Source organism: Thermus thermophilus (assembly GCF_019974155.1).
GTDB classification, from domain to species: Bacteria; Deinococcota; Deinococci; order Deinococcales; family Thermaceae; genus Thermus; species Thermus thermophilus_C.
In genome coordinates this window covers 567,447-593,113 of record NZ_AP025158.1, presented here as the reverse complement: position 1 = coordinate 593,113, position 25,667 = coordinate 567,447, and the positions used below count along the sequence as shown (strand labels likewise).

At 69.2% G+C, this 25,667-nt stretch carries 25 protein-coding genes; 9 read left to right on the top strand and 16 right to left on the bottom strand.

Annotated elements, in window-relative coordinates; genetic code table 11:
* Positions 1–130: 130 nt before the first annotated feature.
* The 11 genes from metG to miaB form a co-directional block, all read right to left on the bottom strand.
* Positions 131–1,987: a methionine--tRNA ligase gene (gene metG, locus TthTMY_RS03365; protein WP_096412442.1), complete on the bottom strand. Its 1,857-nt coding sequence runs from the start codon at positions 1,985–1,987 to the stop codon at positions 131–133.
* Between the two features lie 90 nt (positions 1,988–2,077).
* A complete protein-coding gene (rpiA, locus tag TthTMY_RS03360; protein WP_096412438.1) occupies positions 2,078–2,761 on the bottom strand; it encodes a ribose-5-phosphate isomerase RpiA in 684 nt (227 codons plus the stop codon).
* The gene (gene bcp, locus TthTMY_RS03355) at positions 2,761–3,237 is read right to left on the bottom strand and encodes a thioredoxin-dependent thiol peroxidase (RefSeq protein ID WP_096412435.1); all 477 of its coding nucleotides are present in this window, start codon (positions 3,235–3,237) and stop codon (positions 2,761–2,763) included. The genes rpiA and bcp overlap by 1 nt, the downstream gene beginning before the upstream one ends.
* 39 nt (positions 3,238–3,276) lie before the next feature.
* Positions 3,277–4,416, bottom strand: a complete 1,140-nt coding sequence (locus tag TthTMY_RS03350) for a BMP family ABC transporter substrate-binding protein (RefSeq protein WP_096412431.1) — start codon at positions 4,414–4,416, stop codon at positions 3,277–3,279.
* 2 nt (positions 4,417–4,418) lie between these two features.
* Positions 4,419–5,252, bottom strand: a complete 834-nt coding sequence (locus TthTMY_RS03345; protein WP_096412427.1) for an ABC transporter permease — start codon at positions 5,250–5,252, stop codon at positions 4,419–4,421.
* Positions 5,252–6,301 carry an ABC transporter permease gene (locus tag TthTMY_RS03340; RefSeq protein ID WP_096412424.1) on the bottom strand — a complete coding sequence of 350 codons (1,050 nt, stop codon included), beginning with the start codon at positions 6,299–6,301 and terminating at the stop codon, positions 5,252–5,254. Before TthTMY_RS03340 ends, TthTMY_RS03345 begins: the two co-directional genes overlap by 1 nt.
* A complete protein-coding gene (locus TthTMY_RS03335) occupies positions 6,298–7,767 on the bottom strand; it encodes an ABC transporter ATP-binding protein (protein WP_223903408.1) in 1,470 nt (489 codons plus the stop codon). Before TthTMY_RS03335 ends, TthTMY_RS03340 begins: the two co-directional genes overlap by 4 nt.
* Positions 7,768–7,792: 25 nt before the next feature.
* The gene (locus TthTMY_RS03330; protein ID WP_096412422.1) at positions 7,793–8,350 is read right to left on the bottom strand and encodes a molybdenum cofactor guanylyltransferase; all 558 of its coding nucleotides are present in this window, start codon (positions 8,348–8,350) and stop codon (positions 7,793–7,795) included.
* A 9-nt stretch (positions 8,351–8,359) separates the two neighbouring features.
* A complete protein-coding gene (locus tag TthTMY_RS03325) occupies positions 8,360–9,232 on the bottom strand; it encodes an FAD-dependent oxidoreductase (protein WP_223903407.1) in 873 nt (290 codons plus the stop codon).
* A 52-nt stretch (positions 9,233–9,284) separates the two neighbouring features.
* Positions 9,285–9,617, bottom strand: a complete 333-nt coding sequence (locus tag TthTMY_RS03320) for a hypothetical protein (protein ID WP_096412419.1) — start codon at positions 9,615–9,617, stop codon at positions 9,285–9,287.
* A 9-nt stretch (positions 9,618–9,626) separates the two neighbouring features.
* Positions 9,627–10,949: a tRNA (N6-isopentenyl adenosine(37)-C2)-methylthiotransferase MiaB gene (gene miaB, locus TthTMY_RS03315; protein ID WP_096412416.1), complete on the bottom strand. Its 1,323-nt coding sequence runs from the start codon at positions 10,947–10,949 to the stop codon at positions 9,627–9,629.
* A gap of 73 nt (positions 10,950–11,022) precedes the next feature.
* On the opposite strand from miaB, the gene TthTMY_RS03310 reads away from it, so the two are divergent.
* Entirely contained in the window at positions 11,023–11,229 is a 207-nt protein-coding gene (locus TthTMY_RS03310; protein WP_008632762.1) for a CDGSH iron-sulfur domain-containing protein, read from the top strand.
* Here TthTMY_RS03310 and TthTMY_RS03305 read toward each other — a convergent pair.
* On the bottom strand, positions 11,223–12,296 hold the full coding sequence (locus tag TthTMY_RS03305) for a radical SAM protein (protein WP_096412414.1): 1,074 nt from the start codon (positions 12,294–12,296) through the stop codon (positions 11,223–11,225). The genes TthTMY_RS03310 and TthTMY_RS03305 overlap by 7 nt on opposite strands.
* 18 nt (positions 12,297–12,314) lie before the next feature.
* Here TthTMY_RS03305 and TthTMY_RS03300 point away from each other — a divergent pair, with 18 nt between their 5' ends.
* Genes TthTMY_RS03300 through wecB form a run of 4 tightly spaced genes read left to right on the top strand, consistent with a single transcriptional unit; the run spans position 12,315 to position 15,993 of the window.
* The gene (locus tag TthTMY_RS03300; RefSeq protein WP_223903406.1) at positions 12,315–13,154 is read left to right on the top strand and encodes a phosphotransferase; all 840 of its coding nucleotides are present in this window, start codon (positions 12,315–12,317) and stop codon (positions 13,152–13,154) included.
* 10 nt (positions 13,155–13,164) lie between these two features.
* Complete coding sequence (gene upp, locus TthTMY_RS03295) at positions 13,165–13,791, top strand: uracil phosphoribosyltransferase (RefSeq protein ID WP_223903405.1); 627 nt, start codon at positions 13,165–13,167, stop codon at positions 13,789–13,791.
* Positions 13,778–14,878 (top strand): MraY family glycosyltransferase, encoded by a 1,101-nt coding sequence (locus TthTMY_RS03290; RefSeq protein WP_223903404.1) that lies wholly within the window; start codon positions 13,778–13,780, stop codon positions 14,876–14,878. The genes upp and TthTMY_RS03290 overlap by 14 nt, the downstream gene beginning before the upstream one ends.
* Positions 14,875–15,993: a non-hydrolyzing UDP-N-acetylglucosamine 2-epimerase gene (gene wecB, locus TthTMY_RS03285; RefSeq protein ID WP_172844683.1), complete on the top strand. Its 1,119-nt coding sequence runs from the start codon at positions 14,875–14,877 to the stop codon at positions 15,991–15,993. Before TthTMY_RS03290 ends, wecB begins: the two co-directional genes overlap by 4 nt.
* Here the strand turns inward: wecB and TthTMY_RS03280 are convergent.
* The gene (locus TthTMY_RS03280; RefSeq protein WP_096412408.1) at positions 15,968–17,167 is read right to left on the bottom strand and encodes an MFS transporter; all 1,200 of its coding nucleotides are present in this window, start codon (positions 17,165–17,167) and stop codon (positions 15,968–15,970) included. The genes wecB and TthTMY_RS03280 overlap by 26 nt on opposite strands.
* A 67-nt stretch (positions 17,168–17,234) precedes the next feature.
* Here TthTMY_RS03280 and TthTMY_RS03275 point away from each other — a divergent pair, with 67 nt between their 5' ends.
* The 4 genes from TthTMY_RS03275 (at position 17,235) to TthTMY_RS03260 (ending at position 22,592) form a co-directional block, all read left to right on the top strand.
* The gene (locus TthTMY_RS03275; RefSeq protein WP_096412406.1) at positions 17,235–18,347 is read left to right on the top strand and encodes a site-2 protease family protein; all 1,113 of its coding nucleotides are present in this window, start codon (positions 17,235–17,237) and stop codon (positions 18,345–18,347) included.
* A gap of 32 nt (positions 18,348–18,379) precedes the next feature.
* Positions 18,380–19,369 (top strand): TAXI family TRAP transporter solute-binding subunit, encoded by a 990-nt coding sequence (locus TthTMY_RS03270; RefSeq protein WP_096413146.1) that lies wholly within the window; start codon positions 18,380–18,382, stop codon positions 19,367–19,369.
* Positions 19,370–19,432: 63 nt separating this feature from the next.
* Positions 19,433–21,556 carry a TRAP transporter permease gene (locus TthTMY_RS03265; RefSeq protein ID WP_223903403.1) on the top strand — a complete coding sequence of 708 codons (2,124 nt, stop codon included), beginning with the start codon at positions 19,433–19,435 and terminating at the stop codon, positions 21,554–21,556.
* Between the two features lie 52 nt (positions 21,557–21,608).
* Entirely contained in the window at positions 21,609–22,592 is a 984-nt protein-coding gene (locus tag TthTMY_RS03260) for a TAXI family TRAP transporter solute-binding subunit (protein WP_096412403.1), read from the top strand.
* 367 nt (positions 22,593–22,959) lie between these two features.
* On the opposite strand, the gene TthTMY_RS03255 is transcribed toward TthTMY_RS03260, so the two are convergent.
* The 3 genes from TthTMY_RS03255 to purU are packed head-to-tail and all read right to left on the bottom strand — an operon-like array spanning position 22,960 to position 25,657.
* Positions 22,960–23,535 (bottom strand): GNAT family N-acetyltransferase, encoded by a 576-nt coding sequence (locus TthTMY_RS03255; RefSeq protein ID WP_096412397.1) that lies wholly within the window; start codon positions 23,533–23,535, stop codon positions 22,960–22,962.
* On the bottom strand, positions 23,536–24,753 hold the full coding sequence (locus tag TthTMY_RS03250) for a S1C family serine protease (RefSeq protein ID WP_096412394.1): 1,218 nt from the start codon (positions 24,751–24,753) through the stop codon (positions 23,536–23,538).
* 46 nt (positions 24,754–24,799) lie between these two features.
* Positions 24,800–25,657 (bottom strand): formyltetrahydrofolate deformylase, encoded by an 858-nt coding sequence (purU, locus tag TthTMY_RS03245; protein WP_096412392.1) that lies wholly within the window; start codon positions 25,655–25,657, stop codon positions 24,800–24,802.
* Positions 25,658–25,667: the final 10 nt, after the last annotated feature.

Below are 25,667 nucleotides of genomic sequence, written 5' to 3'. Positions count from 1 at the left end.
CCTCGCCTCATACTCACTGCCTCCCTGCTTCGGCAAGCCCTCGTTGCGGGGCTTACCGAGAGGTTTTTACCACAAACCCAGAAATCTAAGCTTAAGAATTCCTTAAGAAGGTCTTAAGATTTCCGGACACTCACCGCACCACCGCCCCGGGGGGGATCTCCCCCTCCACCGTCACCAGGGCCAAGGCCTCCCCCTCCTGGGCGGCGAGGATCATCCCCTGGCTCTCAATGCCCCGGAGCTTGGCGGGTTTGAGGTTCGCCACCAGGACCACCTTCTTGCCCACGAGCTCCTCGGGCCGGTACCACTTGGCGATGCCCGAGACCACGGTGCGCTCCTCGTTCCCCAGGGAGAGCCTGAGGACCAAAAGCCGGTCGGCGTTCGGGTGCTTCTCCGCCGCCAAAACCTCCGCCACGCGAAGCTCCACCTTGGCGAATTCCTCTATGCCGATCCAGGCCTCCTCCTTGGGCTTGGCCTCCACCCTGGCCTCCTTTTTGGGGAAAAGGACGGGGGCCTCCTCGGGGATGGGGCGGGGCTCGGCCAGGCCCCAGCGCTCGGCCTCCGCCAGGCCCACCTCCTCCTTAAGCCCCAGGGCCCGCCTGAGCTCCGCCATCTTGTCGGGCATGGCGGGGGTGAGGAGGATGGAGGCGATCCTCAGGCCCTCCACCACCCGGTAGAGCACGGCCCGGGCCTCCTCCGGCTCCTTCTTGAAAAGCTCCCAGGGCTTCTTCTCGTTGAGGTAGCGGTTCAAGGCCTTGACGTAGGCCATGACCTCCTCGAGGGCCACGTGGAACTTCAGCTCCCGCACCAGGGGCCTAAGCCTTTCGGCAAGCCCCGTCCCCGCGGCGAGGGCCTCCCCCGCCACGGGCTTAGGAATGCGGCCCTCGGCGAAGCGGAAGAGCATGGCCCGGGTCCTTTGCACCAGGTTGCCCAGGTCGTCGGCGAGGTCGGCCTCGTACCGGGTCCTTAGGGCCTCCTCGCTCACCGGGGTGTCCTGGCCGTAGGGGATCTCCCTAAGGAGGTAGTAGCGCAGGGCGTCCCGGCCGTACTTTTCCAGAAGGGCGAAGGGGTCCACCACGTTCCCCAGGGTTTTGCTCATCTTCCGCCCGTCCGGCCCCAGCAAAAACCCCCCCACGTTCAGGTGGCGGTACATGGGGATCCCCGCCGCCTTCAGCATGGTGGGCCAGAAGACGGCGTGGGGCTTCAGGATGTCCTTGCCGATGAGGTGCCAGGCGTGGGGCCAGAAGGTCCGGTAGGCCTCCCCCTCGGGGTAGCCCAGGGCGGAGACGTAGTTGAGGAGGGCGTCAAACCAGACGTAGGTCACGTGGCCCTCGTCCCACGGGAGGGGGATGCCCCAGGGGACGCGGGACTTGGGCCTGGAGATGGAGAGGTCCCCGATGGGCTCGGCGAGCATGGCCAGGACCTCGTTCCGGTAGCCCTCGGGGCGGATGAGCTCGGGGTTTTCCTGGAGGTACTCCTGGAGCCAAGGGCGGTACTTCTCCATGCGGAAGAAGTAGTTCCCTTCCTTCCGCCTTTCCACGGGCCGCCCGTGGATGGGGCAAAGCCCCTCCACGAGCTCCTTCTCCGTGTAGAAGCGCTCGCAGGAAACGCAGTAGAGGCCCTCGTACTCCCCGTAGTAGATGTCCCCGGCCTCGTAGACCTTCTTGAGGACGAGCTGCACCACCTTCTTGTGGCGCTCCTCCGTGGTGCGGATGAAGTCGTCGTAGGCAACGCCGAGGAGGTCCCAGGCCCTTTTGAAGCGCTCGGAGACCCGGTCCACGAAGGCCTTGGGGTCCTCCCCCGCCGCCTGGGCCGCCCGGTACACGGTTTCCCCGTGCTCGTCGGTGCCGGTGAGGAAGAAGGTGCGGTAGCCGTCCAGGCGGTGCCACCGGGCCAGGAAGTCCGCCACCACCGTGGTGTAGGCGTGGCCCAGGTGCGGCTCGGCGTTCACGTAGTAGATGGGGGTGGTCACGTAGAAGACCTTTTCCATGCGCCCTCCCTAAAAAAAACCGGGGCACGCGCCCCGGGCGGGGAAGCCTCCCCGCCCTAGGACCGGGGCATGCCCTTCATGGCCTCCATTCTACGGCAGAAGCTCCTCCACCCCAAAAGGCCCCGCCACCAGGGCCCGGGTGGCCATCCCCACGAAAAGCCCCGTCTCCACCACCCCGGGGATCTCCAAGAGGGCCCGGTGCAGGCCCAAGGGGTCCCCGATGGGGCCGAAGCGGCAGTCGGCGATGAGGTGGCCGCCGTCGGTGTAGTAGAACTCGTCCCCGTCCATGCGGAGCTCGGGCTCCCCCCCGAGGTCGGCGATGGCCTTGAGGGTCGCCCGGTAGCCGAAGGGGACGATCTCCACCGGCACCGGGCCCCGGCCGAGGACGGGCACCTTCTTGGTGTGGTCGGCGATGACGAGGAACTCCTTGGCCACGCGCTCCACGATCTTCTCCCGGAGGAGGGCCCCGCCCATGCCCTTGATGAGGGAAAGATCGGGGGCGATCTCGTCCGCCCCGTCTATGGCCAGGTCCACCCCCTCAGGGGGAAGGTCCACGAGGGGGATCCCCTCCCGCTTGGCGAGCTCCTCGGTGGCCCTCGAGGTGGGCACCCCCACCACGCCCTTTAGCTCCCCCTCCCGAAGCCGCCGGGCGAGCTCGAGGACGGCGTAGCGGGCCGTGGAGCCCGTGCCCAGGCCCACCACCATCCCGTCCTGCACGTAGGCGATGGCGGCGTGGGCCGCCTCCTTCTTGTAGCTCTCCAAGGGGCGCTCCATCAGGCCCCCCTAAGCGCCTTCAGGGCCTCGGCCACCTCGAGGGCGTGCCCCTCGGGGGAGACCTTGCGCCAGACCTTGGCGATGCGCCCCTCGGGGTCTATGAGGAAGGTCTGGCGGAGCACCCCCTCCACCTCTTTGCCGTAGAGGTTCTTTTTCCCCCAGGCCCCGTAGGCCAGGATGGCCTTCCGCTCGGGGTCAGCGAGGAGGGGGAAGTTCAGGCCGTACTTCTCGGCGAAGCGCCTGTGGCTTTCCACGTCGTCCGCCGAGACCCCGAGGACCACCGCGTCCAGGGCCTTGAGGCTTCCCATGTGGTCCCGGAAGCCGCAGGCCTCCTTGGTGCACCCGGGGGTGTCGTCCTTGGGGTAGAAGTAAAGGACCACCCACCGCCCCCGGTAGTCGGAGAGGCGGTGGGTGCGGCCCTCCTGGTCAGGCAGGGCGAAGTCCGGCGCGAGCGTGCCCACCTCCATGGCGGGCATTATACCCCTTTTCCCGCGCCCTCCCCGCCCCTAGGGGGCCTACCGGGGCTCGCCGGGCCAGTCGCCCACCACGCCGGGGGCGGCCCACTCCATGGTGAGGAGCTCGTTAAGGGTCGCCTTGCGCCCGGCGGGGATCCGCACCACCCCCTTGCGGTCCTTGATGGGGCCGGTGAAGGGGTCAAAGGTGGGGTTCGGGCGCCTCATCGCCTCAAGAAGGGACATGATCCGGTCGTAGACCGGAACCTTCTTGCCCTCCACGGTCATCTGGGCGGCCTTCAGCAGGGGGACGTGCTTGGGGTTGATGGGGACGCCGTAGTCCGCCCCCACCTCCACGGCCCCGTGCTGGAGGAGCCAGAAGTAGTCCACGTTTTGCAGGTTCTTGGGGGTGTAGACCCCTTCCTTCACCTTCTTGAGGAAGTCAATGTAGATGACCTCCCAGTGGACGATCTGGCCCGAGACCACGTGGTCGGGGGCGAACTTGAGCATGGGGGTGTAGTGGCCGAAGGAATAGGCCCCCTTGCGGGCGGCGGTCTGGATCACCGTGGGGGTGTCCTCGGTGAAGGCGAAGACGTCCGCCCCTTGGGCGAGGAGGGCCTCCGTGGCCTCCCGGGCCTTGGCCGGGTCGTACCAGGCGTTGATCCAGCGCACCAGCACCTGGGCGTCGGGCCGGACGGCCCGCACCCCGAGGGCGAAGGCGTTGATGTGCCGCTTCACCTCAGGGATGGGGAAGGCGGCCACGTACCCCACCTTGCCCGTCTTGGTGAGGGCCCCGGCGGCGAGGCCGTTCAGGTAGTAGACCTGGTAGAAGTCGGCCATGTAGGTGGCCACGTTGGGGGCCCGCTTGATGCCCGTGGCGTGGGCGAAGAGGACGTCCGGGTACTTCTTGGCGGCCTCGAGGACCCCGTCCATGTACCCGAAGCTGGTGGCGAAGATGACCCGGCACCCCTCCCGCACGAACCGATCAATGACCGGCACCACCTGGGCCTCGGGCACGCTCTCCACGTACCGGGTCTCAAGCCACGGGAGGGCCGCCTCCGCCTTCTTCCGGCCCACGTCGTGGGCGTAGGTCCAGCCCGCGTCCCCTACCGGGCCCACGTAGATGAAACAGGCCTTGAGCTTGTCCCCCTGGCCTAGGGCGAGGCCCAGGGCGGCGAGAACCCCGAGAACGAGTCGTCGCATGGCTACCTCCCCCGCTCAAAGGGCTGGCCCAGAGCCTTGGGGGCCCGGGACCGGCCCGAGAGCGCCAGGACCAGGATAACCAGAAGGTAGGGCATGGCGGCAAAGGCCTCGCTCGGTATAGGTACACTGCCCTGGAGGCGGAACTGCAGGAAGAAGAGGAGGCCGAAGAAATAGGCCCCAAGGAGGGCCCGAAGAGGATGCCAGGCGGCCAGGATCACCAAGGCGATGGCCACCCAGCCGAGCCCGGCGGTCATCCCGTCCGTCCAGCTCGGCCGGTAGGCCAAGGAGAGGTAGGCCCCCGCAAGGCCGATGAGCCCCCCTCCCAGGCCCAGGGCCAGGTACCGCACCCCGTCCACGCTCACCCCGAAGAGGTCCACCGCCTTGGGGTTCTCCCCGGCGCTCCTTAGGAAAAGCCCCGTCCTGGTGCGGGTGAGGAAGAGGTGGACGAGGAGGGCGAGGACCGCCCCTACGAGGGCAAACCCTCCCTCGGGCAAGGGGTGGGCGAGGGGCAGCCCCTCGTAGCGCTTGCCCAGAAGCCCCGAGGCCCCAAGCCCTAAGGCGGCCACCGCGAGCCCCGCCACGAACTGGTTGGCCCGCAAGGTAACGGCGAAAAGGCCCAGGAAAAGCCCCGAGAGCATCCCCACCCCGAGGGCGGCGAGGACCCCGGGGAGGGGGCCGTAGGCCTGGGCGGCGGCGAAGGCGGTGAGGGCGGCCAGGGCCATCATCCCCTCCACCCCGAGGTTCACCACCCCGCTCCGCTCGGCGAGAAGCGCCCCAAGCCCCGCGAGCAGGATGGGCGTTCCGAAAAGGACCGCACGCAACAAGGCCTCTTCCATCAGCGCCTCCAGACCAGGCGGTGGCGGCTTGCGGCCTCGGCCCCGATCAAGGCCAGAAGCAGGAGGCCGCTCGTCACGTCCACCACGCGAAAGGGCATGGAGAAGGCGAGCTTCAACGCGTCCCCCCCGGCGAGGACCACCCCCAGGAGGGGGGCGGTGAGGAGGACGTAACCCGGCCCACCGCGGGCGAGCCAGGCCACGAGGATGGCCGTGAAGCCGTAGCCCAAGGACACCTGGGCGGGCTCCAGGAGCTTGTGGTGGATCCCCGCCACCTCCCCCACCCCAGCAAGCCCCGCCAAAGCGCCCGAGACCAGGCCCACCCGGAGGAGGAGGCGGCCCGCGTCCAGGCCCAGGTACCAGGCGGCGAGGGGGTTCTCCCCCAGAACCCGCCACTCAAAGCCCCAGGGGGTCCGGAAAAGGAGGACGTGGAGGACCAGGGCGGCCACCGCCCCGAGGAGAAGGGTGGGCCAGTGGACCAGGGTGCCGGGAAGCACGGGAAGCCGCGCCGCCTCGGGAAAAGGGTCGGTGTAGAGGAAGCCGAAGGCCGTCCGCCCCTTCCAGGGACCCGCCACCAAGTAGACCACCAGGTAGTAGGCGAGGTAGTTCTGCATGAGGGTGACGAGGATCTCGCTCGCCCCGAAGCGCGCCCGAAGCCAGGCGGCAAGGCCCGCCCACACCCCCCCCAAGCCCCCCCCAAGGAGGAACATCAAGGGCAGGGTCCAGGGCCCGGGAGGGAGGAAGAGGGCGGCGTAGGTGGCCCCCACGGCCCCAAGGAGGAGTTGCCCCTCGGCCCCGATGTTGAAGAAGCCCACCCGGAAGGCCAAGGCCAACCCCGAGCCGATGAGGAGGAGGGGGATGGCCCTCCGGGCCACCTCGGCGAGGCCCAGGGGGTCCCCCAGGACCGAGAGGAAGACCCGGTAGGCCTCCAGGGGCGCCACCCCGTAGGCCCGGAAGAGGAGCCCCAGGGCCACGAGGGCGAGCCCCACGAAGAGGGCGTAGGCCCCCACAACCTTGAGGGGCCGGGGCGCGGGATCCACCTCTACCCTCACGCCTGACCCCCCGTCATCATGGCCCCCAGGCGCTCCGGCCCCACCTCCTCTCGCGGCAAGGGCCCCACCATCCGCCCCTGGTAGAGGGCCGCCACCCGGTGGGAGAGGGCCAGGATCTCGTCCAGATCCTCGCTCACAAGGAGGACGGCCGCCCCGCCCTTGGCCAGGTCCAGGAGGAGGCGGTGGACCTCCTCCGCCGCCCCCACGTCCACGCCGTAGGTGGGGTGCATGGCCAAAACCAGCCTGGCCCCCTCCCCAAGCTCCCGGGCCAGGATCACCTTCTGCACGTTCCCCCCGGAGAGGAAGCGGACGGGGGTCCTGGGGGAAGGCGTCCGGATCCCGAAGCGGCGGATGAGCTCCGAGGCCTTTTCCTCCATGGCCCTACGGGAGAGAAAACCCCGCCGGGCAAAGCGGGCGTAGCGGCGCAGGGCCAGGTTCTCCGCCACGCTCATCGTCCCCACCACCCCCATGGCCCGGTCCTCGGGGATGTGGGCCACCCCCAAGGCGTGGAGGCGGGCGGGGTCCTGGGGCAAGGGGGCCCCCAGGAACCGCACCTCCCCCCGGTAGGGCCTAAGCCCCGCCAAGGCCTCCACGAGCTCCTTCTGCCCGCTTCCCGCCACCCCGGCCACGCCGAGGATCTCCCCTTCCCAGAGCACGAAGCTCACCCCCTGGACCGGAACTCCCCGGCGGGGCACGAAGAGGTCCCGCACCTCCAGAAGGGGCCTCTTTCCCGGAGGGAAGCCGAGGCGGGGAGGCTCCACCTCCCGCCCCACCATGAGGCGCACGAGGAGGTCCCGGTCCGCCTCCTCCCTCAGCACCTCCCCCACCTTTCTTCCCCCCCGGAGGACGGCGATGCGGTCCGCCACCCGGAGCACCTCGTCCAGCTTGTGGCTGATGAAGATCACCGCGAGGCCCATGGCCTTGTAGCGGGCGATCTCCTGGAAAAGGCCCTCCGCTTCCTGGGGGGTGAGGACGCTGGTGGGCTCGTCCAGGATCAGGACCTTGGGCTTGGCGAGCAGGGCCCTGAGGATCTCCACCCGTTGCTTCTCCCCGGCGGAGAGGAGGTGGACGGGCGCCTCCAGGTCCACCCCCAAAGGGTGCCCCGCCAGCAGGGCCTTGAGCCTGCGGACGAGGGCCTTTCGGGGAAGCAGGAAGGGCAGGTCCAGCCCCAGGGCCAGGTTCTCGGCCACGGTGTGGGCCTCAATGAGCTCGGGGTGCTGGGGCACGAGGGCGATGCCCAGGGCCTGGGCCGCCTTGGGGGAGGGGATCTGGACGGGGCGCCCCTCCAGGAGGATCCGCCCCTCGTCCGGCGCGTAAAGGCCGTAGAGGAGGCTCACCAGGGTGGTCTTCCCTGCCCCGTTCTCCCCCAGGAGGGCGAGGACCTCCCCGGCCCGCACCTCGAGGCTGATGCGGTCGTTGGCCACAATGGGGCCAAAGCGTTTCGTGACGTTCTCCAGCCGCAGCATCCGCCCCCGGAGGAGGATACCACGCCTAGGGGAGGTCGGCCCTGCGGTTGGCGTTGAGGTAGACCCGCTCCCCAAACCGGGCCACCACCTCCTCGGCGGCCACATACGTGGCCCCCAAAGCCTCCACCACCCGCCCCAGGCGGAAGTCCCCCTCCCGGATCTGCCGCTCCACCTGGGGCAGGCAGTCCTTGTGGTAAAGGGCCATGAGGGGCTCGAGGTGGCCCTCGGGGTTGTAGACCGCCACCACGGGGTAGGGGGAGGCGCGGGCCTGCTCGTAGAGGAAGTCCCAAAAGCCCCGGGTGAGGAAGGGGAGGTCCGTGGCCGCCACCGCCACCCAGGGGAAGCGGGCGTGGACGAGGGCGGAGTGGAGGCCGGAGAGGCTATCCGCCCCCGGGAGGAGGTCGGGGTAGACGGGGACGCCGAAGCCCACGTAGGGGCGGTTCGCCACGATGAAGCGCTCCTCCGCCCCCCTAAGGCTCTCCAGGACCCAGAGGAGGAGGGGCTTTCCCCGGTAGGGGAAAAGGGCCTTGTCCTCCCCGAAGCGCCTCGAGGCCCCTCCCGCGAGGACCGCTCCCGAGTACACCTCCCCAGTCTAAAGCCTTTCGGCAAGCCTCTTCGCGAGGAGAGGAGCGTAAAGAAAGCCCGTGGAGCCGAGCCCGGTGAGGGCGAACCCCCCCTCCACCGGTAAGAGAAAGGAGGGAAGCTTAAAGCGCACCCCCCGCCAAAGGGAGGCCACCGGGGGGCGGTAGCCCACAAGGGCCTCGGCCCCTTGGAGAAGCCACTCCACCTCCCCTTCCGTGGGCGGCGGGAGGCGGTAGCCCTCTTCTCCCGGGAGGTAGCTCCCCCCGAGGGCCGCCCCCGCCAAGTAGACCCGGTAGCTCACGGCCCGGGGAAAGTAGTCCCAAAGGGTGAGGACGAGCCCCGGGACGTGCCGCCCCTCCAGGCCCAAAAGGTGCGCCCCCCGGCCACCCCCGGCGTAGACCAGCACCTCCCCCCTGACCCGCCCGCCGCCCTCGAGGGCCAAATGGGGAGGCTCCCAGGCGAGGACCCGGCCCCAAAGGAAGGGAAGCCCCTCGGCGAGGCGCGCCAAAAGGGGCCTCGGCTCCAGCCAAAAGGCCTCCTCCAGAAGCACCCCCTCCTTCTCCCAGCGGTGCTTGAGGCTGGAAAGCCTCCCCGCCACCTTGGCCCGGTCGGCCTCGGGCACGGGGCGGAAGACCCCGAGGTGGAGGGGGACGAAGCGGCCGTAAAAGAGGAGGGCCGCCTCCAAGGCCCTTTCCCCTTCCTCCGCCAGGGTGAAGCGCCTTCCCCTAAGGGGGTTCACCAGGACCACAGGGGGGCGGCTCGCCTCCCCCAGGGCCTCGGCCACCACCAAGACCTTCCGGCCCCTTTCCCAAAGGAGGCGGGCCAGGGTGAGCCCCGCCACCCCGGCCCCCAGGACCACCACCTCCGCCTCCCTTACGGCCACGGCAACCCCCTTGCCCTCCGGGGCCGGACCTCGCCCAGGCGCAAGCCGGGGCTCAGAACCGGAAGCCTTCCCCCTCTCTCCGGCAAAAGCCCCTCTGGGCAAGCCCTTCAAGAAGGGCCCTGGCCTCGGCCTCGGGGAGGAAGGGGGCAAGGTCCTGAGGCCTTAGAAGCCCCCCCCGCCTCCAAGCCTCCTTCATGGCGAGCCGCTCCAGGGCCTGGGGAGAAGGCCCCCGGGCGAGGAGGCGCCCCTGCCACCGCCCTAGCCCGAGGTAGCCCAAGGCCCCGCCCAGCAAGGCCAAAACGAAGCCCAGGGGCGTGAAGCGGAAGGTGACGACGAGGAGGAGGAAGAGGGCGGCCCCAAGGAAGAGGGGGAGAAGCCTCGCCACAACCGCCTCCTAGGCCACGGGCAGGGGGATGGGGGCCGGGGCCTTCGCCCCCACCACCTCCCCGAAGAGGAGGTGGGGCGTGGCCTGCTTGATCTCCACCTGGTAGAGGCCCGGCACCGGAGCCTGGGAGGCGGGGACGAGCACGGGGTGGTTCCCCCGGTCGTGCCCCTGGACGAAGCCCTCCTCCTTGGCCTCGCCCCGGACCAACACCTCCACCGTCTTCCCCACCCACTCCAGGTTCCTGCGGTAGCTCCACTCCTTCTGCTTCTCAATGAGGCGCTGGAGGCGCTCCACCTTCACCTCCCGGGGCAGGTCCTGGAAGTGCTTGTAGGCGGGGGTGCCGGGGCGGGGCGAGTAGATGAACATGTAGGCCTGGTCGTACCCCACCTCGTCGTAGAGGGAAAGGGTCTCCTGGAAGTCCTCCTCCGTCTCCCCGGGGAAGCCCACGATGATGTCGGTGGAGAGCACGACATCGGGGAGGGCTTCCCGGATCTTCCGGATCCTCTCCAAATAGTGTGCCCGGCGGTACTCCCGGGCCATGCGGCGGAGCACCCGGTCGGAGCCCGACTGCACGGGCAGGTGGATGTAGCGGCAGATGGCAGGGGTTTCGGCGATGGCCTCAATGATGTCGTCGGTGAAGTTCACCGGGTGGCTGGTGAGGAAGCGCACCCGGGGGATGCCCATCCCGCCCACCATGCGCAGAAGCTCGGCGAAGGAGGGGAAGCCCGGCTGGTCCTTGCCGTAGGAGTTGACGTTCTGGCCGAGGAGGGTGACCTCCACCACCCCCGCCTGCTTCAGGAGCTCAATCTCCTTAAGGATGAGGTCGGGGTGGCGGGAGACCTCGGGGCCGCGGGTGGTGGGGACGATGCAGTAGGTGCAGTGATGGTTGCACCCCCGGATGATGGTCACGTGGGCGGAAAGCGCCCCCTTGGGAGGCGGGGGGATGTAGTCCAGGACGTCCTCCCGGAAGGTGAGGTCAAAGAACCTCTCGTTCGCCTTCAGGGCCTCGGGCAAGGAGGTGAGGGCCCCGGGGCCCAAGAGGATGTCCACCCCGAACTTCTTCGCCATCTGCTGGCCCTCGTCCAGTTGGGCCAGGCACCCCATCATCCCGATGAGGAGGCCCCGGCGCTCCTTCTCCTTGCGGAGCTGGCCCAGGAGGGAGCGCACCTTCTCCACGGGCTTGCCCCGCACGGCGCAGGTGTTCACCAGGACGAAGTCCGCCTCCTCCACCGAGTCCACGAGCTCCCACCCGAGGCTCACGAGCTCGCTCGCCACCAGGTGGGAGTCGTACTCGTTCATCTGGCAGCCGTAGGTGATGATGTGCGCACGCATAGCACCTCCCGGGCGACCGGGGGGATCCCGGGCCCATCCTTCCCAGGATAGCAGGAAGGGGTAGCATGGAGGTATGCGCCTCCGCTTTCGGGAAAACGGTCCTTACGTCCTGGACCTTCCGGAGGGGACCCCCTTCCGGTGGAACGGGGAGGAAAGGCGCCTGGAGCGGGCCAAGCTTGCCCTCTGCCGCTGCGGCCGGTCCCGAGAGAAGCCCTTCTGCGACGGGAGCCACAAGGAGGCGGGCTTCCTTGCGGAGAAGGGGGAGTTGGAGGTTCAGTAGAGGAACTCCCGGATCTCGTACCGGGAGGCCCTGAAGCCGAGGCGGCGCACCGCCTGGGCCCACCTTTGGAGTTCCCCCTCGAGGTCCTCCAAGGGCTCCAGGCCGAGGGCGGCGTAGGGGGTGCCGGGGTCTTCCCGGAAGGGGGAGAGGTAGACCACGTCCTCTCTCCCCAGAGGAAGCTCGGCGAGGAGGGCGAGGCTTTCCCGGAAGTGGGCCTCGGCGAAGGCCCTTCCCCCTGCCCCCACCATGAGGATCACCCCCAGGGAAAGCCCCGCCGCCTTCAACGCCCGGACCAGGGGCAGGACCTCCTTGGGGTGGCCGGGCTTCCGGAGGAGGGCGAGGAGGGGGGCGTGCCCCGTCTCCAGGCCGATGTAGACCCGCTTCAGGCCCAAGGCCCCAAGCCTTTCCCACCAGGAAGGGGCCTTCTTGAGGCCGGTGAAGAGGTCCAAAAACCCCATCACGGGCTCCCCGGGAAAGTGGTCCCGCACAAGCTCCAGGAGGGGAAGGAGGGGCTCGGAAAGGGCGAGGGCGTTCCCGTCTGCCAGGAAGACCCCGCGCCGAAGAAGCCTGCCCCGCCCAAGCAGGGCCAATACGGCCCCGATGTGCTCCCGGAAGGCCTCGGGGGTCCGCTTTTGGAAGGGGCGGTCCTGGTAAAAGCTACAGAAGGCGCAGCGGTTCCAGGTGCACCCCGTGGTGGCCTGGAGGACCACGGCGAGGTAGGCGTCGGGGGGAAGGATGCTTATGGGCCAGGCGTAGGCCCTGCGGTAGGGCGTGGGGTCCAGGAGGGCTTCCGGGGTCCAGCGGAGCACCTCCTCCCGCCGCCCTTCGTCCCGCAGGTGGGCCTCGGCCAGGTCCAGGACCTCCCGGTAGACCCCAAGGGCCTCCTCCGGGGGAAGCTTCCTCCGCCTCCTCTCCCCTTCCCGGTAGCGGAGGTGGAGGCTTCCGTCCAAGGCGCGCTTGTAGGTCTTCCCCTCGCGGAAGTAGTGGTAGGGCCTTCCCTCCCGGTCAAAGGAGAGGACCCACCTCCCCAGGGAGAGGACCGTGGCCTCGGGCCGGAGGAGCTCCATAAGGCTAGAATAAGCCCCGTGGCCGTGGCCGCCCTCAAGGCCCTCCTCCCCCCCGAACGCCTAAAGCGCCTCACCCCCCTGGGCGGGTTTGAGGCCCGGGTCTACACGGACGGCGAACGGGTTTACAAGGTCTACCGCAAGGAGGAGGCCCACCTGGCGGCCCTCGAGGCCCGCCGCATGGCCCGGGCAGGCTTCGGGGGCCTGGTCCTCGCCGTGATCCAAGGAGCGGAGGGGGGCGTCCTCGTCACCCGCCGCTTCCCCGGGAAGCCCTTTGCCCCCGAGGCCTTCACCTCCAAAACCCTCGCCGCCCTCTCCCACCTCTTCCTCGCCCTCCACCGCCTGCCCGAGCCGGGGAAGGTCACCCAAGAGGAGCTCCTTTCCCGCCTGGAACGCTTCGCCGAAAGCCTCCACGACCAGCCGGAAGCCCTTTCCTTGGTCCAGGCCCTGAAGCGGGAGGTGGGCCTCGCCGCCGGGGTGGAACGCCGCTTCTGCCACCGGGACGCCTGGGCGGGAAACCTTCTCCTCAAAGCGCCGGGGGCGGAAGGCCCCGAGGTCTTCCTGGTGGACTGGGCCCGCGCCGGGGGGGACGACCCGGCGCGGGACCTCGCCCTCCTGAAGACGGGAAGCTTAGACCTCCTTGGGGAGGAGGCCGCCCGGGTCGTCCTCTTCCGCATGGCCCGCCTCTACCCCAAGGAGGTCCGGGAGCGCCTCGCCTTCTACGTCCCCCTCACCTACCTCCACGACCTCCACTGGTTCCGCACCAAGGAGCCGCAAGGCTTCCCCCAGGCCCTGGAGGAAAAGCTCCCCAAGGCCCTCGCCTTCTTCCGGGACTTCTTCCCCCGAAGGGGGGCGTGGTAGGCTCTTGCCGATGAGGATCACCCTGGTGGACCACCCCCTGGTCCAGCACAAGCTGGCCCACCTCCGGGACAAGCGCACGGGGCCCAAGGACTTCCGGGAACTCGCCGAGGAGATCGCCATGCTCATGGCCTACGAGGCCATGCGGGACCTGGAGCTCACCGAGACCACCGTGGAAACCCCCATCGCCCCCGCCCGGGTCAAGGTGCTCTCCGGCAAGAAGCTCGCCCTGGTGGCCATCCTACGGGCGGGGCTTGTGATGGTGGAGGGGATTTTGAAGCTCGTCCCCCACGCCCGGGTGGGGCACATCGGCCTCTACCGGGACCCCGAGTCCTTAAAGCCCGTGCAGTACTACGCCAAGCTCCCCCCGGACATCGCCGAAAGGCGGGTCTTCCTCCTGGACCCCATGCTCGCCACGGGGGGAAGCGCAAGCCACGCCCTCTCCCTCCTCAAGGAGCGGGGGGCCACGGGGATTAAGCTCATGGCCATCCTCGCCGCCCCCGAGGGCCTGGAGCGCATCGCCAAGGACCACCCCGACACCGAGGTGGTGGTGGCGGCCATAGACGAGCGCCTAAACGAGCACGGCTACATCGTCCCCGGCCTTGGCGACGCTGGGGACCGGATCTATGGCACCAAGTGACCTGCCGGAGTTCCTCCACCGCCTGGGCGTGGCCAACCCCTACGGGCGAGGCTGGCTCACCGTCCTCCTCGTCTTTTTCCTGGCCCTCCTCTTCACCTGGCGCTTCCTGCCCCACGTGCGCCGCTTCGCCCTAAAGGTGGGCTGGGCCGACCTGCCCAACGAAAGGCGGCTCAACCGGGAGCCCCTCCCTAACGCCGGGGGGCTCGCCGTCTACGCCGGGGTGGTGCTCGCCTTGGTGGTGGCGGCCTTCTTAAGGCCCATCCTGGTGGAAAGCGTCCTCATCCAGGTCCTCGCCATCCTCCTGGGCGGGGCCTGGCTCGTGCTCGTGGGCTTCATTGACGACCAGTTCGGCCTTCCTCCCCTCTTTCGCCTCTTCGTCCAGACCCTGGCCGCCCTCCTCCTCGTGGCCGTGGGGGTGCGGTTTGAGGCGGCCTTCGGCACCCCCTTGGACCCCGCCTTGGGCCTCTTCCTCACCTGGCTTTGGGTGGTGGGCATCACCAACGCCCTCAACCTCATGGACGGCCTGGACGGCCTCGCCGGGGGCATCGCCTACATCAGCGCCATGAGCCTCCTTTTCGTCTCCGCCCAGTTCCCCTACTGGGCGGCGGGGACGCTGGTGCTTTCCGCCCTGGCGGGGGCCTCCTTGGGCTTCCTCCGGCACAACCTCCACCCGAGCCGCATCATCCTGGGGGACGCGGGAGCCTACTTCCTGGGCTACACCCTGGCCGCCACTGCCCTCCTCGGCAACCTCAAGCTCACCACCTTTTTGGGCCTCCTCCCCCCAGCGCTTTTCCTCCTCCTCCCCATACTGGACACCACCCAGGTGGTGGTGCGGAGGCTCCTCAGGGGGCAGAACCCCCTTTCCACCCCCGGCAAGGACCACCTCCACCACCGGCTCCTGGCCCGGGGGCTTTCCCAGAGGCGGGTGGCCTTCCTCCTCTGGGGGGCGGCCCTCTTCTTCAACCTCCTCGCCATGATCTACCTGGGGATGCCCTGGGAGGCCATCCTGGCGAGCCTTCTCGCTACCTCCCTGGGCCTCGCCTGGGTCACCTACCGGAGGCTTAGGGCGCTATGGAGGGGGGAATGAAGCGGGTGGTCCTCGCCTTCGGCACGCGGCCCGAGGCCACCAAGATGGCCCCCGTGTACCTGGCCCTCAAGGAGATCCCGGGCCTGAAGCCCCTCGTCCTCCTCACGGGCCAGCACCGGGAGCAACTGCGGCAGGCCTTAAGCCTCTTCGGGGTCCAGGAGGACCGAAACCTGGACGTGATGCAGGAGCGCCAGGCCCTCCCCGACCTCGCCGCCCGCATCCTCCCCCAGGCGGCCCGGGCCCTCAAGGAGATGGCGGCGGACTACGTCCTCGTCCACGGGGACACCCTCACCACCTTCGCCGTGGCCTGGGCGGCCTTTCTGGAAGGGATCCCCGTGGGCCACGTGGAGGCGGGCCTAAGGAGCGGCAACCTCAAGGAGCCCTTCCCCGAGGAGGCGAACCGCCGCCTCACCGACGTCCTCACCGACCTGGACTTCGCCCCCACCCCCCTCGCCAAGGCGAACCTCCTCAAGGAGGGGAAGCGGGAGGAGGGGATCCTGGTCACGGGCCAGACCGGGGTGGACGCGGTGCTCCTGGCCGCCAAGCTCGGGCGGCTTCCCGAGGGGCTGCCCGAGGGGCCCTACGTGACCGTGACCATGCACCGCCGGGAGAACTGGCCCCTCCTCCCCCAGCTCGCCCAGGCCCTCAAAAGGGTGGCCGAGGCCTTTCCCCACCTCACCTTCGTCTACCCGGTGCACCTGAACCCCGTGGTGCGGGAGGCGGTCTTCCCGGTGCTCAAGGGGGTGAGGAACTTCGTGCTCCTGGACCCCCTGGAGTACGGCTCCATGGCGGCCCTCATGAGGGCGAGCCTCCTCCTCGTCACGGACTCCGGGGGGCTTCAGGAAGAGGGGGCGGCCCTGGGGGTGCCCGTGGTGGTCCTGAGGAACGTCACGGAGAGGCCCGAAGGGCTTAAGGCCGGGATCCTTAAGCTCGCGGGCACCGACCCCGAAGGGGTCTACCGCGTGGTGAAGGGGCTTTTGGAAAACCCGGAGGAGCTTTCCCGCATGCGAAAGGCCAAGAACCCCTATGGGGACGGGAAGGCGGGGCTCAGGGTGGCGAGGGGCGTGGCCTGGCGGTTGGGCCTTGGGCCTAGGCCCGAGGACTGGCGTCCTTAGGCCAGGGGCGGAGGAGGTGGAAGGCCCCCACGGCGAGGAGGGCAAGCCCCAGGACGAGCGCCGCCCTCCGCCCCCCCAGGGCCTCAAAGAGGAAGCCCGTGAGGTAGGCGCCCAAGGGTCCCGTGCCCAGCATCACCAGGCTGTAGACGGCCATGACCCGGCCCCGAAGCCGATCGGGCACGGAGAGCTGCACCAGGGTGTTGGCGTTGATGAGGACGGAGATCATCCCGAAGCCCCCCACGGCGAGGAAGAGGGGCACGAGGCCGGGAAGCTTCAGGGCGAGGCCCAGGTGGGCCAGGGCCAGGGCGAAGAGGCCGAGGACGAGGCGCCAGGGCCTGGGCCTGCCGGTGAAGGCCATGACCAAGGCGGCGAGGATCGCCCCCACGCCCACGCTGGAGAGGAGGAAGCCGTACCCCGTGGCGGAAAGCCCGAGGACGAGGCGGGCGTAGGCCGGCACCAGGGTCTGGAAGTTCATGCCCAAAAGGGTGGCGAAGAGGACCAAGCCCACCACCCGCCGCACCACAGGATGCCCCAGGACGAACCGGATCCCCTCCAGGGCCTCCGTCCACCAGCGTCCCTGGACGGCCCCGTTCCCCTCGCCTTTAGGCAGGCGGGAGAGCACCCAGAGGATGGGCAGGAAGGACAGGGCGTTGGCGAGGTAAGCGGCCCCCACGCCGTAGAAGGCGATGAGGAAGCCCGCGACGGCGGGCCCCACGAGGCGGCTCGTGTTGAAGCCGAAGGAGTTCAAGGCGATGGCCCCGGGGTAGCGCTCCTTCCCCGCGAGCTCCACGGTGAAGCTCTGGCGCACGGGCTGGTCCATGGCGTTTAAGGCCCCGTAGAGGAAGGCGAAGAGGAGGACGTGCCCGTACCGCACCCAGCCCGTGTAGACCAAGAAGGCCATGGCCAGGGCGAGGAGGGTCATCCCCCCCTGGGTGAAGCGGAGGAGGTCCCGCTTGGGGTAGCGGTCCGCCAGGACCCCGGCGGGCAGGGAAAAGAGGAGGGAGGGCAGAAACTGGAGGGCCACCACGAGGCCGAGCCGCTCGGCGCTTCCCGTAAGGAGCAGGACGAGCCAGCCCTGGGCCGCGGCCTGCATCCAGGTGCCCATCTGGGAGGCGAAGAGGGCGAGCCAGTAGCTCCGGTACCCGGGGTCTTTGAGGAGGGCAAGCGCCAACACCCCTCCATGCTAACTCTGACTGACCGGTCATTACACCCCCGCGCCCCACCCGCCCCTATACTGAGGTGTGTTCCAGCACGGGATCTTCCTCTTCCGCCTGGCGGGGATCCCCGTCCACCTGGACCTCTCCTTCCTCCTCGTCCTCCCCTTGTGGGCCCTGTACATCGGGCGGAACCTGCCCCACTACTTCGCCCTCCTCGGCCTCCCCGAGGACCCCCGCCTCCTCCAGGGCCCCTACCCCTTCCTCCTCGGCCTCCTCGCCGCCACGGGCCTCTTCCTCTCCGTCCTCCTCCACGAGGTCGGCCACGCCCTGGCGGCGAGGCGGTACGGGGTGGCGACGCGGCGCATCACCCTCTGGCTCCTGGGCGGCGTGGCCCAGATGGAAAGGATCCCCAGGGAGCCGGTGAAGGAGCTCGTCATCGCCTTGGCGGGGCCTCTGGTGAGCCTCTTCCTCTTCCTCCTCTTCCGGGCCCTCCCCTGGGAGGCGGGGGCCTTGGGCTTCCTCGGCCGCTACCTCGCCCTGGTGAACCTGGGCCTCGCCCTCTTCAACCTCCTCCCCGCCCTGCCCCTGGATGGCGGGAGGGTCTACCGGGCCCTCCTCGCCCTGAGGAAGCCTTACCCCCAGGCCACGCGCCAGGCCGTGGCCCTGAGCCAGGCCCTGGCCTGGGCCCTCGGCCTCTTCGGCCTCCTCGCCCTGAACCCCCTCCTCGTCCTCATCGCCTTCTTCGTCTACATGGCCTCGAGGGCCGACGCCGAGGCCACCCTCCTGGCCCAGGCCCTGGAGGGCCTGAAGGTGAAGGACCTGATGACCCAAGACCCCATCGCCCTTCCCCCAAGCCTCACCGTGGCCGAGCTCCTGGAACGCTCCCTCCTCCACAAGGTCTCCGGCTTCCCCGTGGTGGAAGAGGGGCGGGTCTTGGGCGTGGTGGGGCTGGAGGGGCTGGAAGGGGCCGACCCCAGGGCCCCCGTAGCGCGCTACCTCCAGCCTCCCCTCTTCCTCTCCCCCGAGGACACGGCCCTAAGCGCCCTGGAGCGCATGGCCGAGCGGGGGTACGCCAGGGCCCTCGTCCTGGAGGAAGGGCGGCTGGTGGGCGTCCTCAGCAAGACCGATCTCCTCAGGGCCTTCCAGGCGAGGCTTCTGGGCCTTTCCTCCCTTGACAGGGGCCCGGGGCCGGGGTAGGTTAGGGGCGCAAACGTATGCGGGAGGTGAGCATGAAGCGAAGCCTTATCCTCTTGGCCCTGCTTCTCCTGGCCCCAGCCCTCGCCCAGAAGCCCAAGGTGGTCATCGGCACGGGCAGCACCGGGGGCGTGTTCTTCTACTACGGCACCGCCCTGGCGGACATCCTCAACAAGGCGGGGGCGGTGGAGGCCCAGCCGGTGCAGACCGGAGGCTCCTACGACAACCTCCAGCTCCTCCGCGACCGCACCAACCCCCAGGCGAACACCTTCTACTGCGCCCTCACCACCACGGACTCCGCCTACGTGGCCTACACCGGGGAAGAGCCCCGCTTCAAAGAACGCCCGGCCAAGAACCAGCGGGTCCTCTTCTACATGTACCCCTCCTTCATCCACCTGGTGACCACGGAGAAGTCCGGGATCAAGGTGGTGCAGGACCTCAAGGGGAAGCGGGTCTCCACGGGCCAGCCCGGCTCCAGCACCGAGAACCTGGCCCTTCTGGTTCTCCAGGGAGCAGGGGTAAAGCCGGAGAGCTTCGCCAAGCGGGAGCGCCTGCCCGTGGCCGAGGGGGCTAAGGCCCTGGCCGAGGGCACCCTGGACGCCTTCTTCTGGGTGGGGGGCGTGCCCACGAGCTCCATCGTGGAGCTCTCCCAGACCCTGGCCCGCAAAGGGGACCGCATCCACCTCGTCCCCATAGACCCCAAGAGCACCACGGCCCAGGTGGCCATGAAGAGGTTCCCCGGCCTGGTGGAGCCCTACAAGGTGCCCAAGGGCGTCTACAACACCCGCACCGACGTTCCGGGCCTGGCCACGGGGAACATCCTGGTTTGCCCGGACACCCTCCCCGCCGAAGCCGCCTACGCCATCATGAAGGCCACCTTTGAGAACCTGGACACCCTGCGCACCGCCGTGGCCGCCGCCAAGGACACGAGCCTCGAGGCCGCCGCCAAGCTCTACGGCAAGCTCCCCATCCCCTTCCACCCCGGGGCGGAGCGCTACCTGAAGGAGAAGGGCCTGGTCAAGTAACGCCAAGCTTCGCCCGGGTGTCCTGGGCCTTCCCAGGCCCCGGGCCTTTTTGGAGGGAAACCCATGGAGCTAGAAGCCAAAGCCCCCCCTCCCACCCTCATCGGAAGGCTCACCCAGGCGGTCCTCGTCCTGGGGGCCCTCTACAGCCTCTACCTGGTCCTCCACCCCTTCACCCCCTTGGCCCGGCAGGAGATCCCCATCCTGGACATCGTCCAGCTTCAGCGGAGCACCCACGTCCTCTTCCTCCTCCTAGGGGGGTTCCTCGTGGCCTACACTCTCCCCGAGCGCAAAAGGACCCTCGGGGCCTGGGTCTACTTCCTCCTCACCCTCATCCCCCTCTACCACCTCCTCTTCCCCCCGCCCACGGGCACGCCCCTCCCAGCAAGCGTGAAGGCGGTGGGCCTCCTCTACTGGGCGGTGGCCGCCCTCCCCGCCCTCCTTCCCCGCCTCTTTCGGCCCTCCAACCTCCTCGCCCTGCCCCTCGCCCTCCTGCCCACCCTGTACCAGCTCCGCTACTTTGAGGATTTGGTCTACCGGGCCGTGCTGCCGGAACCCTGGGACGTGGGCATGTCCTTCGGCCTCATCATGCTGGTCCTGGGGGTGGTCTACCGCCTCCTGGGCCCGGTGATGCCCGTCCTCATCCTCTTCTTCTTCGCCTACAACCTCTACGCCGACCGCTTCCCCGGGGCCTTCCAGGGCACGCCCCAGCCCCTGGACCTCCTCCTCGGCAAAACCTTCAACGAGACGGAGGCGGGGATTTACGGCCTCATCACCGGGGTCTCCGCCAAGTACCTGGTCTACTTCACCCTGCTTTCCGGGATGATCGCCGCCTTAGGCCTCGGCAAGGTGGTGGCCAACATGGCCCTGGCCCTGGTGGGCAAGCACCCCGCCACCCCCGGGCGGGTCACGGGCATCGCCAGCGTCTTCATGGGCATGTTCTCCGGAAGCGGGGCCGCCGACACCCAGTTTGTCGCCGCCCTCACCAAGCCCCTTTACGAGCGGGCGGGCTACGACCGCTTGATCGCCGCGGGGCTCGTGGCCACCGCCGGGACCATCGCCCTCATCACCCCGCCCGTTTTGGGCTCCATCGCCTTCATCATGGTGGAGATCCTCCAGATCTCCCTCCTCAAGGTCATCGTCATGGCCATCGGCCCCGCCCTCCTCTACCTCACCACCGTCCTCGCCTTCAACGAGTTCTACGCCAGGAAGGCGGGGCTCGCCCCCGTGGCCCCCGAGCTTGGCATGGGCCGGCGGGCCTACGTCCTCCGCTACAGCTACATCTTCCTCCCCATCCTCCTCATCGTGGCCATGCTCTACCTGGGGTACGAGGTGCGCACCGCGGCGAGCCTCGCCCTCGTCCTCTTCGTGGCCCTGGCCTACCTGGACCCCACCCTGAGGCCCAAGGGGATCGCCCCCATCTTCCAGGGCCTCGCCGAGGGCTTCCGCACCCTGCTTCCCATCGGCACCGCCGTGACCGCGGCCAACCTCATCTTCGCCAACATGGTCATCTCCGGCCTCCCCTCCAAGTTCAGCCAGCTTCTGCAGCAGGTCTCGGGGGAAAGCCTCCTCCTCGCCACCCTGATCACCGCGGTCTTCAGCCTCGTCCTGGGGATGGGCGTGCCGCCCACGGCCACCTACGTCCTCACCTCCGCCCTCACCGCCCCGGCCATCATTAGCCTGGCCGCCAAGAACTTCGCCGCCGAGGGGCTAGGCCAGGAGGCCGCCCAGCAGGCCGCCCTCCTCGCCACCCACATGTTCCTCTTCTACTACGCCGTCCTCGCCGACGTGACCCCGCCCGTGGCCCTCTCCGCCTACGCCGCCGCCAGCGTCTTCGGCACCAACCCCCTCCAGACCGGCATCTACGCCGCCCGTGTGGCCCTCTCCAAGTACCTGGTGGGCTTCTTCTTCCTCCTCGCCTACTCCGGCACCGCCCTCCTCATCCTGCCCGTCCTGGAAACCGCCCCGCCCGAGAAGGCCTGGCCCCTCATCCTCTGGCGCTTCCTCGCCGTGGGGCTTGGGGTGGTCTACCTCTCCGCCTCGGGGGCCGGGTACACGCGGAGGGTCCTGGCCCGCTGGGAGGCCTGGGCCCTGGGGGTGTTGGCCTTCCTTCTCTTCGTCCCCCACCCCTACCTGAACCTCGCCGCCTTCCTCCTCGGGCTCCTCTTCTTCCGCAAGGGCAAGGCTTGACCGGAGGGGAAGGGTAAGGGTAGCGTGGAGGCGGACCCAAAGGAGGTGCGGTATGCAGAGAAGCTGGCTTGCGGTTTTGCTCCTAGGCGGGCTCGCCCTGGCCCAGAAGCCCAACGTGGTCATCGCCACGGGCGGGGTGGGCGGGGTCTACTTCTACTACGGCACCACCCTGGCGGAGCTCTGGAACAAGGCGGGGGTGGCCACGGCCCAGGCGGTCCAGACGGCGGCCTCCATTGACAACATCCTCCTCCTGGAGACCCGGACCAACCCCCAGGGGAACACTTACTACTGCGCCACCGCCCTGCCGGACTCCGTCTACCTGGCCTACACGGGCCAACACGAGCGCTTCAAGGGCCGCCCCGCCAAGAACGTGCGCATCCTCTTCGCCATGTACCCCAACTACCTCCACATCGTCACCCGGGAGAGCGCCGGGATCCGGGTGATCCAGGACCTGAAAGGCAAGCGGGTCTCCACCGGGGCCCCGGGCTCCGGCACCGAGGTGGAGGCCCTTCTCGTCCTCGAGGCCGCGGGCCTTTCCCCCAAGGGCTTCGCCAAGCAGGAGCGCCTGGGGGCCCAGGAGAGCGCAAGCGCCCTCTCCGAGGGGAACATTGACGCCTTCTTCTGGTCCGGGGGGCTCCCCACGGGGTCCATCGTGGAGCTCGCCGCCACCCTCGCCCGCAAGGGGGACCGGATCCAGCTCGTCCCCCTTCCTCCCCAGAGCACCCCGGTCCAGGTCTTCCAGCGCCGCTTCCCCGGCGTCTCCGCCCCCGGGGTGATCCCCAAGGAGGTCTACGGCACCCGCGCCGACACCCCCACCCTCTCCTTCTGGAACTTCTTCATCTGCCCCGCCTCCTTGCCCGAGGAGGCGGCCTACGCCCTCACCAAGGCCACCTTTGAGAACCTCCAAACCCTCCGCCAAGCGGTGGCCGCGGCCAAGGACACCACCCCCGAAAACGCCGTGCGCTTCGTGGGCGGGGCCATCCCCTACCACGAAGGGGCCCTCCGCTACTTCCGCGAGGTGGGCGCCCTGAAGTGAGGCTCCTCTTCCGCCCCCTCCCCCTGGGCCTTCTGGCCCTGGGGGGGCTTCTTCTTCTGCGCCTCGTGGCCGTGGAGGGGGAGGGGGCGAGGAGGCTCCTCGTCCTCTTCCCCTGGAGCCGGGGGGAGGTGGCCTTTGTGAACTCGGTGACGGGCAGGCCGGTGCGCCTCCTCTTCTACCCCCTTTGGGACTTCCGGGGCTTCCACGCCCTCACCGACCCGGAGACGGAGGCCTACTACACCGGGGGGGGAGTACGTCTGGAACGAGGCCCTGGCCCAAGAAAGGCGAAGGGAACTCGTCTACTGCTCGGAGGTGGGGCTTTCCCTCGCCTTGGGCCCGTGGCGCTTTTGGGCGGAGGGAGGCTGCCTCAGGGCGCGCCTTCTCTGGCCGCCCTGAAGCGGGCGAAGCGCCACCAGCGCACCTTGGGCACCCCGAGGATCAGGACCTCAAGCCACCCCACGGAGCGGAAGCCCAGGGCCTCGAGGCTCCTCCGGGCGGGGAGGTTTTCCGGCCGGACCTCGGCGTACACCTCCTCCCACCCCCTCCCCAGGGCCACCAAAGCGTGGCGGATGAGGCCCCGTCCCCGGTACTCCGGGCGCACGAAGGCCCCGTAAGCCCAGGGCAGGGGCTCCGGGAGGAAGCCCCAGGGGAGGTGGGGCGGGGGCGGGGTGCCCGGAGGGCGGAGGAAGAGGTGGCCCGCGTACCGCCCCTCCACCCGGAGGACCACCCCGGGGTGGCCGAGGGCCAGGTAGCCCTCGAGGGTCCGGGCCAGGGGATAGACCCGGCCGTCGGCCCGGACCTCCTCGGGAAGCCCGGGGGGTAGGCCCTTCTCTAGCCGCTCCACCGTTACGGAGGACCCCAAGGCGAGGGGGGGCCACCCCCCCTCGCGGCGGTAGACGAGGTAGCGCCTAAGCCTGAGGGGCGCCTTCTCCCAAAGCCTCATCTACCGCAGGACCTGGGGCACCACCCGGAGGGTGAGGGTCCGGCCTTGCCGCCAGACCTTGAGGGTCACCGCCTCGCCGGGCTTTTTGGCGTAGAGCACCTGGCGGAGCTGGGCGATGGAGGTGAGGGGCACCCCGTCCGCCTCCAGAAGCACGTCCCCGTCCACCCCCACCTGTAGGGCCTCCCCCGTGGGGAGCTGGATGTAGGCGAAGCGGGTAGGGGGCTTGAGGCCTGCCTTCTGGGCGGGGCTATTCCGCTCCACCTCCTGGACCATGAGGCCGGTGTCGGGGAGGCCATGCTGCTGGCGGAGCCTCTCCGGGTAGAAGGAGAGGGGGACGATGGAAACCCCAAGCCGGGGCCGGCTCCGCACGATCTCCTCGGCGGTGAGGGTCTTCCCCGCCCGCATCTCGGGGAGGTACTGCTTCACCAGGTTGATGGGGAGGGCGAACCCCACCCCGGCAAACTGGGCCGCGCCGAACTGGCCCGTGGGGGTGAAGATGGCGGTGTTGATGCCAATGACCTCGCCCCGGGAGTTGAGGAGGGGCCCCCCGGAGTTTCCGGGGTTGATGGCGGCGTCCGTCTGGATCACCTGGGGCACGAGGCCCGAATCGTCCCCGATGGCCCCGGGGTTTTCCCGGATGGCGGAGACGATCCCCTGGGTCACGGTGAACTCCAGGCCGAAGGGGTTCCCCATGGCGATGGCCTTCTGCCCCACCCGGATCTTGTCGGAGTCCCCCAGGACCAAAGGCACCAGGCGCTCCTTGGGGGCGTCCACCTTGAGGAGGGCCACGTCCAGGGGCGGGGCCGCCCCAACCAGGCGGGCCTGGTACTCCTTGGGGTCGTTGTGGAACTTCACCGTGATCCGGTCCGCCCCCTCCACCACGTGGTAGTTGGTGAGGATGTACCCCTCCTTGTCTATGACGAAGCCCGAGCCCGTGCCCCGCTGGGGCGGCACCTGAAGGAAGGGGGCGAAGAACTCAAACCCCGGGGGGAGCTGGACGCTTTGCGGCCGGGTGACCACGGAGACGTAGACCACCCCGTCCCCGTAGCGCTCCACGATCTCCACGGTGTTCCGCTCGTACTCCAGAAGGCCCCTATCCGCCGAGGGGGTAGAAGTCTGGGGGCGGGGGGTCTGGCCCTGGGAGATCCCCCACCAGAGCACCCCCCCGGCCATCACGGAAAGAACCAAAAAACCCAGAAAGGAACGGCCAAGGTTCATGCGCCACCTCCTGGCCTCACCTTACCCCCACCCCGTTAGCCGGGGATTAGACGAAGACCACGGTGCGGTTCTCGTGGACGAGGATCCGGTCCTCCAGGTGCCAGCGCACCGCCCGGGCCAAGACGGTGCGTTCCAGCTCCCGCCCAAGCCGCTTCATCTCCCGCACCGAGTGGCGGTGGGAAACCCTAACCACGTCCTGCTCAATGATGGGGCCCTGGTCCAGCTCCTCGGTGACGTAATGGGCCGTGGCCCCGATGAGCTTCACGCCCCGCTCGTAGGCCTGGCGGTAGGGGTCGGCCCCGGCGAAGGCAGGAAGGAAGGAGTGGTGGATGTTGATGATGCGCATGGGAAAGCGCGCCACGAAGCCGGGGGAGAGGATCTGCATGTAGCGGGCGAGGACCACAAGCTCCACCCCCTCCGCCTCCAAAAGGGCGAGGATCCTCTCCTCCGCCTCCTCCTTCCTTCCCTTCTCCACGGGCACGTGGTGGTAGGGGATGCCGAAGCGCTCCACCTCCTCCTTGTGGTCAGGGTGGTTGGAGAGGACCAGGCGGAGGTCCATGGGAAGCTCCCCCACCCGGTAGCGCCAAAGGAGCTCCAAGAGGGCGTGGGCAGGCTTGGAGACGAGGATGGCCGTCCGCTTCCTCTCGGAGGCGTAGGCCAGGCGCCACTGCATCTGGAAGCGGCTCGCCACCACCTCCTGGAAGGCCTTCTCCAGGGCAGGGCGGGCCAGGTCCAGGTGGGAGGCGGTGAAGGCCACCCGCATGAAGAAGGTCCCTCCCTCGGGGTCGGTGGAGTGCTGCTGCAGGTCGGTGATGTTGGCCCCGTGGGCGTAGAGGAAGCCGCTCACGGCGGCCACGATCCCGGGCTGGTCCGGACAGGTGACGAGAAGCCTCGCCTCCTCCATGCCCGCTACT